Consider the following 6,839-nt stretch of genomic DNA (forward strand, 5'->3'; position numbering starts at 1 on the left):
TCGGCAAATGCTGGAGGCAACGCGACAACAAGTTGGGGGTCAACATGAGTATTCGTGCATTTTGGGAGTTAGTCGAGGGACCGACGAAATTGGCAAGTGTCTTGCCTTTTTGTGTGGGGACCTTGTTTGCGGCCGTGGTGTTAGGGCAGGTCAATTGGGTCAACAGCACCCTGTTTTTCGTGGCGATGCTGTTGTTTGACATGACCACCACCGCGATCAATAACTGGATGGATTATCGTAAGGCAAAAGACGACCAGTATCGGCAAACGGTGAACGTGATCGGGCGCAGGCAGTTGCCGACTGCCTTGGTGCGCGCCGTCATCTGGGGGATGTTGGCGGTGTCCACCGCGCTGAGCCTGGTGTTGGTCTGGCGCACGGACTGGCTGTTGCTGCTGGCAGGCGGGGCGTGTTTTGTGGTCGGCATTTTCTACACATTTGGGCCGCTGCCGTTGTCTCGCATGCCGCTGGGCGAACTGTTTTCCGGGGTGGTGATGGGCCTTGGCATTCCCGGTATAGCCGCCTATGTGGCCGCGCGCACAACGCCATTTTTGCGGTTGACATTTGCCTGGCCAAACCTGGCGCTGGCAGGGGATTGGCCGGCGCTGGTCGCTTTAGCCTTCGTCTGCGTCACGCCAATGGCCACGATCGCCAATGTGATGCTGGCCAACAACATGTCCGATCTCGCAGAGGACACCGCCAACAAGCGCATGACCCTGCCGATGTATCTGGGCCCGGCCCACAGTCGCCTGCTGTACACGCTACTGGCATATGGCGGCTATGTGGCGGTGGTGCTGGCAGTCGCAGTTGGCCTGCTGCCGTGGCCAACGCTGGTGGCACTGCTGACGCTGCCCTGGGCGATGCGCAACACCAACCGCTTCCGCCATCGCCAGGACAAGCGCCTGACGTTCAAGACCTCGCTGTACAACTTGCTCCTTGAAAATGGCGGGCTGATCGCCGGTCTTTTGCTCAGTCTGCTAGTGAAGGGAGGGGTGCGCTGATGGACACGGAAAAAACCTATCGCCCACTGACCTGGCCACTTTTTCTGGAGTTGATTCGGTTGCCTGCAAAAGCAGCGAGCCTGCTGCCATTTTTGCTCGGGGTGGCATATGCAAAACTCGCATTCGGCCAGCTGGATTGGGTCAACACCTCTCTGTATTTTGTCGGGCAAATGAGCATCGCGCTGTTTGTCACCGGCTTCAACAACGTTCAGGATTACTACAAGGCAAAAGACTTACAGTACCGGGCGACCCAGAATATCATTGGCCGCGAGCATCTGTCCCCGCGGCGGATGCTCGCGTTGATGGGGGCGTTTCTCGCGTTGGCGGTGGTGATGGGCTTGGCGCTCGTCTGGCGAACCAATTTGAGCCTGCTTTTGATCGGCGGCGCCGGGATCTTCGTGGCGATCTTCTACACCTTTGGCCCAGTGCCATTGTCGCGGATTCCTTGCGGGGAGCTGCTGGCGGGGCTGTGCGAAGGCTTTGGCACGATCTTCATCGCGTGCTTTGTGAATATCACGCCGCGACCGGTCGATCTGACTTTCACAGCGAGCCATTTCGCTTTGTCCGCTGACTTGAGTGTGATCCTGCAACTGCTGCTGGTCGCCCTGCCGATCGTGATCCTGGATGGCACGGTGATGTTTGCGGACAATATCTGCGACATCGACCAGGACATCCGCAACCAGCGCTTCACCTTGCCCTATTACCTGAGCAAGGAAAAAGCACTCCGCATTTACCCATGGTTGCCGCGCCTGGCTTTTGCCTGTGTGGTGCTGGCTGTGCTACTTCGGCTTCTCCCGTGGCCGCTTTTGGCCGTATTGCTGCTGTGGCCTCTGGTGCGGCGCAATACGCAGCGCTTCTTGGCAAAACAGAGCAAGCAGGAAACGTTCAATACCGCGATCTCCTCGCTATTGTTGGTGGCGAGCGGGGAAGTGGTGCTGATAGTGGTGGCCATTTGGTTGTGAGCCTCCGCTATCCCGCGGGCTTGCGCACCCTTCAGTTGGGCTTCGGCTCGCATGGTCGAGGTATCTAGTTGGCTCGGACGCTCGAGGCGAAGTGCGCCTCAAGCATCCAAGCCAAACTAGCTACTCGACCATCCCGCGGGCCTCCGCACCCTGCAGTTGGGCTACGCGGGGCAGGTCTGAGGCATCTAGGTACGCCCGTCACTCGGGGCTGAGAACGCCCCAAGCGCCAGGCTAGCCTAGCTGCTCAGACCTAAGCGCCCCGCTTCGCACCCTGCAGTTGGGCTACGCGAGGCAGGTCTGAGGCAGCTAGGTTCGCCCGTCACTCGGGGCTAAGAACGCCCCAAGCGCCAGGCTAGCCTAGCTGCTCAGACCTAAGCGCCCCGCTTCGCACCCTTCAAAGACTTCACAGTTGTTTCACTCGCCTTTTTTTGATATGCTGAAGTGCGAGTATGGAGGTTCAACATGTCTGTAAAAAAAGTAGCGATGGCGTGCAGCGTCTGCGGCCGGCGTAATTACTATGTGCCGGAGAACAAACGACGCACCGAGCGTCTAACCTTGAATAAATTCTGCAAGTACTGCGGAAAAGTGACCGAACATAAAGAAACGAAGTAAACGGAGGGTCATCATGAAGTTTATTAAAAGTGTTGTTGCTGAAATGAAAGCTGTCACCTGGCCGACAGCAAGTGAGACCCGCCGCGATACGACGACGGTGGTCATCACGTCCTTGCTTTTTGCAATCTATTTTGCGCTGGCCGACTGGGCGATCTTGGCCTTGCTCAACGCATTTGTCTTTTAGTTGAAAAATCGGGCGAGTCTGCTATACTTGCCTTAGCGAAAAAACCGCTGCACATGCGCAACGGTTTTTTTATTTGCAACTAAACAAAGGAGCTTAACGATGGCTGAATCAGCAGAGAAACAATGGTATGTGCTGCATACCTATTCCGGTTACGAAAATAAGGTCAAGACGAACCTCGAGAGTCGCGCCACTTCGATGGGCATGGACAACAACATTTTCCGTGTGATCGTGCCTGAAGAAGAAGAGCACGAAATGAAAAATGGCAAGGACAACGTCAAGATGGAAAAGACGTTCCCGGGCTATGTGCTGGTCGAAATGGTCATGACCGACGAAAGCTGGTTTGTGGTTCGAAACACGCCGGGCGTCACCGGGTTTGTTGGCTCTCACGGGGCAGGCTCCAAGCCAGCCCCGCTGTTGCCGGAAGAAGTCTCCTCGGTGCTGCACAGCATGGGGATGGCCACCGCCCGCACCAATGTTTCCTATGAAGTGGGCGAAACAGTCACAATCATCGCCGGCGCATTTTCCAGCATGACCGGCAAAATCACCGCCAACGACGCCGACAAGCAAAAACTGCGCGTCACCATCAATATGTTTGATCGCGAAGTCGCCGCCGAGCTCGACTACGACCAAGTGGACAAACTGTAAAATGGCTTGGCTCATTCTGATCGGGTGTCTCGCGTTCGGCGCGGCACTCGATTTTTATATGCTTGGACAGCCGCAAAAGCAGCGCGGCGCTGAGGTCGGCGATCACACGCCAACTATATTTGTGCCAGGGTATCTCGGCAACCGTTTGTCGTTTGGCCATATGCTGCGGCGCCTGCCGATCGACAAACAGGTGGTGGCGATCGTGACGCGCAGCGGGCGGGTGCGGCTTCGCGGCCATCTTCAGCTCGGCCCGCACGCCGGGGTCCAGGTGCTGTTTGCCGACAAGCGCACCCGGCCCCGGGCGCAGCGCGAGGGTTTGATGCGGGTGGTGGCCGCCTTGCAGAAGCAGGCAGCTTTTTCCGAGATCAATCTCGTCGCGCATTCCATGGGCGGGGTGACGGCGCTGCTTTACACCATCAGTCGGCCGGCCGTGCCCGTGGCGGCGCTGGTGTCGATCGCCGCGCCGTACAATGATCTGGAAGTCGCAAAGAACACGCCGATCTTGGATTGGCATCTGACTGGTACCGGCCCCGAGCAGACGGCGCCGGTGTATGATTATTTCCAGGCCCACCGCGCGGATCTGCCGGCGCAGTTGCGCTGGCTGAACATCGCAGGGGACCTGTTTACTGGCAACCTGGCCCATGATGGCGTCGTCGGCGTGAATTCAAGTTTTGCGGTCCGTTTTTTAGCTGAAAATACGGTGGCGGATTACCGCGAGGCGGTGGTGCGCGGCCCCAGAGCGGCACACAGCTTATTGCATGAAAATCCGGTGGTGGATCAGGATATCACCACCTTTCTTTGGGGGTCTGCGCAGCCTGCTGCAGAGACGCGCTGACCGATTTTTCCGTCAGAGCGTGCCCCGCCTTTGAATCCGCTTGAAGTTTGGCGGCTTTCATGGTAATCTACTCAGGTATGTTTTTGCATACGCGTGGGAGGTCAAAATCAACTTGGCCATCATCACCACATCACGGACTTAAGGAGGTTATGTTTCGTGGCTAAAAAAGTAGCAAACATCGTTAAACTCCAGATCCCTGCTGGTAAGGCAACTCCGGCCCCGCCAGTTGGCCCAGCACTGGGCCAGGCTGGGATCAACATCATGGGCTTCACCAAGGACTTCAATGCGCGGACCGCAGATCAGGTCGGCATGATCATCCCTGTTGTGATCACCGTGTACGAAGATCGTTCCTTCGAATTCATCACCAAGACACCGCCTGCAGCAACCCTGCTGAAGAAGGCCGCTGGTGTTGAACACGGCTCCGGTGAACCGAACACCAAGAAGGTCGCCAAAGTGACCAAGGATCAGGTTCGCCAGATCGCGGAAACGAAGATGCAAGACCTTAACGCCGCAGACGTCGAAGCTGCGATGCGCATGGTTGAAGGGACTGCACGCTCGATGGGCTTTGAAGTCGAGGGCTAATGTCCGGATCATCGGCGAAAGCTGAATGAATCAAGTGGAAGGGCTCCGGCCCGTTGACCACATTTGCAAGGAGGAAAATCCAGAATGGCTAAAAAAGCAAAGAAGTATCTCGAAGCGTCCAAACAGGTCGACGCGACTAAGACTTACACGCCGGAAGAAGCAGTTGATCTCGTGAAGAAGATCGATTTTGCCAAGTTCGACGCAACCGTTGAAGTTGCTTACAACCTGAACATCGATGTCAAGCAGGCGGACCAGCAGATCCGTGGCGCCGTTGTCCTGCCAAACGGGACCGGTAAGACTCAAAAGGTCATCGTGTTTGCGGAAGGCCCGCAGGCACAACAGGCAAAGGATGCCGGTGCTGATGAAGTTGGCGGCGACGACTTGGTTCAAAAGATCCAAGACGGCTGGCTCGACTTTGATGTTGCCGTTGCGACCCCGCCAATGATGGCTAAGGTTGGTCGTTTGGGCCGTGTTCTCGGCCCGAAAGGCTTGATGCCTAACCCGAAGACCGGCACCGTGACCATGGATGTCACCAAGGCAGTCAACGACGTCAAGGCAGGCCAAGTGGCATACCGTGCTGACAAGGCTGGTATCGTTCACGCCCCGATCGGCAAGGTCTCCTTTGACACCGCAAAGTTGCTGGAAAACTTCAAGACGATGAACGACGTGATCACCCGTGCACGTCCTGCCTCTGCGAAGGGCCAGTACATCAAGAGCTTGACCGTGACCTCGACCTTTGGCCCTGGCGTCACAGTCGACAGCAACGCCTTCTAAGGTTGTTTGCAAAAAAAGTCGTCGCCACGTGCGACGGCTTTTTTATTTTCTCCGGTTGACGCGTCTGACTTGGAATGTTACACTCGTTTTTGTGTTAATTCACTCTGCCTAAGACTCAGGTGGCGCAAGCCTTAATTATCCTGCCGAGGTGGTATCGGTTCAACAGATACCTCTATGTCTTGGTAGACATGGAGTTTTTTTATACTTAAAAGAACTTCGATCAACTAACAGGAGGTGAATCAAATGAGTGAAGCGATTCAAGCACAAAAAGCCGAGATCGTCAAAGGTGTTTCCGAGCAGTTCAAAGCCGCATCCAGTGTTGTTGTTGTCAACTACCGCGGCTTGACGGTTGCTCAGGTCACCGACCTGCGCAAGGAGTTGCGTGATGCAGGGGTCAAGATGGAAGTCATCAAGAATACCTATCTGCGTCGTGCAGCTGACGCCAACGGTTACGAAGATCTCGACGAGGTTTTCACTGGCCCGACTGCCGTTGCCTTTTCCAACGACGATGTTGTCGCTCCTGCCCGCATCATGAAGAAGTTCGCGGACAAAATCGAGGCATTGGAGATCAAAGGCGGCATCATCGAAGGTAAGGTTGCCACGCTTGACCAGATCAATGAACTGGCCAGCTTGCCAGATCGCGATGGGCTGCTTTCCATGCTGCTCTCCGTTCTGCAGGCTCCGGTACGCAATGTCGCATACGCGATCAAAGCGGTTGCCGAAAGCAAGGACGAACAGCCTGCTGCCTAAGCGTTACGTTTTCTATTCCCGCCGCATTGCGGCATAATTTCATTTTAATTGGAGGAAACAAACATGGCTTTAGATAATGAAGCAATCATCAGCCAGCTCAAAGAAGCTTCCATTCTTGAACTGAATGATCTTGTAAAAGCAATCGAAGAAGAATTTGGTGTCTCCGCTGCTGCCCCTGTTGCAGCTGCAGCTGCTGGCGCCGGCGATGCCGCTGCTGAAAAAGACAGCTACACCGTTGAACTGACCGAAGCAGGCCAGGAAAAGGTCAAGGTCATCAAGGCCGTTCGTGAGATCACTGGTCTCGGCCTGAAGGATGCGAAGGGTCTTGTTGATGCTGCGCCTTCCGCTATCAAGGAAGACATCACCGAAGACGAAGCAAACAAGATCAAGGCTCAGCTTGAAGAAGTTGGCGCAACGATCACCCTCAAGTAACAAGTTAGAAATTCAATCGAACACGCTCGATGCTAAAGCCAGTAATGGCGGCGGTGTCGGGCGCG

Annotated in this window: 10 protein-coding genes and 1 other annotated feature; all 10 genes read left to right on the forward strand. The window is 55.6% G+C overall.

Annotation, left to right across the window (positions count from 1 at the left end):
* The first annotated feature begins 44 nt into the window (after window positions 1–44).
* The 10 genes from EKM95_RS07440 (at window position 45) to rplL (ending at window position 6,774) form a co-directional block, all read left to right on the forward strand.
* The gene (locus tag EKM95_RS07440) at window positions 45–998 is read left to right on the forward strand and encodes a UbiA family prenyltransferase (RefSeq protein ID WP_125697217.1); all 954 of its coding nucleotides are present in this window, start codon (window positions 45–47) and stop codon (window positions 996–998) included.
* Complete coding sequence (locus EKM95_RS07445; protein ID WP_125697218.1) at window positions 998–1,960, forward strand: UbiA family prenyltransferase; 963 nt, start codon at window positions 998–1,000, stop codon at window positions 1,958–1,960. The genes EKM95_RS07440 and EKM95_RS07445 overlap by 1 nt, the downstream gene beginning before the upstream one ends.
* 462 nt (window positions 1,961–2,422) lie before the next feature.
* The gene (gene rpmG, locus EKM95_RS07450) at window positions 2,423–2,572 is read left to right on the forward strand and encodes a 50S ribosomal protein L33 (RefSeq protein ID WP_125697219.1); all 150 of its coding nucleotides are present in this window, start codon (window positions 2,423–2,425) and stop codon (window positions 2,570–2,572) included.
* Window positions 2,573–2,585: 13 nt separating this feature from the next.
* Entirely contained in the window at window positions 2,586–2,756 is a 171-nt protein-coding gene (gene secE / locus EKM95_RS07455) for a preprotein translocase subunit SecE (RefSeq protein ID WP_125697220.1), read from the forward strand.
* Between the two features lie 99 nt (window positions 2,757–2,855).
* Window positions 2,856–3,401 carry a transcription termination/antitermination protein NusG gene (gene nusG / locus EKM95_RS07460; RefSeq protein WP_125697221.1) on the forward strand — a complete coding sequence of 182 codons (546 nt, stop codon included), beginning with the start codon at window positions 2,856–2,858 and terminating at the stop codon, window positions 3,399–3,401.
* Window position 3,402: 1 nt separating this feature from the next.
* Entirely contained in the window at window positions 3,403–4,236 is an 834-nt protein-coding gene (locus EKM95_RS07465; protein WP_125697222.1) for an alpha/beta hydrolase, read from the forward strand.
* Between the two features lie 156 nt (window positions 4,237–4,392).
* A complete protein-coding gene (gene rplK, locus EKM95_RS07470) occupies window positions 4,393–4,818 on the forward strand; it encodes a 50S ribosomal protein L11 (protein WP_125697223.1) in 426 nt (141 codons plus the stop codon).
* A gap of 84 nt (window positions 4,819–4,902) precedes the next feature.
* Complete coding sequence (rplA, locus tag EKM95_RS07475) at window positions 4,903–5,592, forward strand: 50S ribosomal protein L1 (RefSeq protein WP_125697224.1); 690 nt, start codon at window positions 4,903–4,905, stop codon at window positions 5,590–5,592.
* 89 nt (window positions 5,593–5,681) lie between these two features.
* Window positions 5,682–5,801: a sequence feature (ribosomal protein L10 leader region), on the forward strand.
* Between the two features lie 34 nt (window positions 5,802–5,835).
* Window positions 5,836–6,342 (forward strand): 50S ribosomal protein L10, encoded by a 507-nt coding sequence (gene rplJ, locus EKM95_RS07480; RefSeq protein WP_125697225.1) that lies wholly within the window; start codon window positions 5,836–5,838, stop codon window positions 6,340–6,342.
* A 63-nt stretch (window positions 6,343–6,405) separates the two neighbouring features.
* Window positions 6,406–6,774, forward strand: a complete 369-nt coding sequence (gene rplL, locus EKM95_RS07485; RefSeq protein ID WP_125697226.1) for a 50S ribosomal protein L7/L12 — start codon at window positions 6,406–6,408, stop codon at window positions 6,772–6,774.
* The last annotated feature ends 65 nt before the right edge of the window (window positions 6,775–6,839 follow it).

It is taken from the genome of Lacticaseibacillus yichunensis (genome assembly GCF_003946405.1).
GTDB classification, from domain to species: domain Bacteria; phylum Bacillota; class Bacilli; order Lactobacillales; family Lactobacillaceae; genus Lacticaseibacillus; species Lacticaseibacillus yichunensis.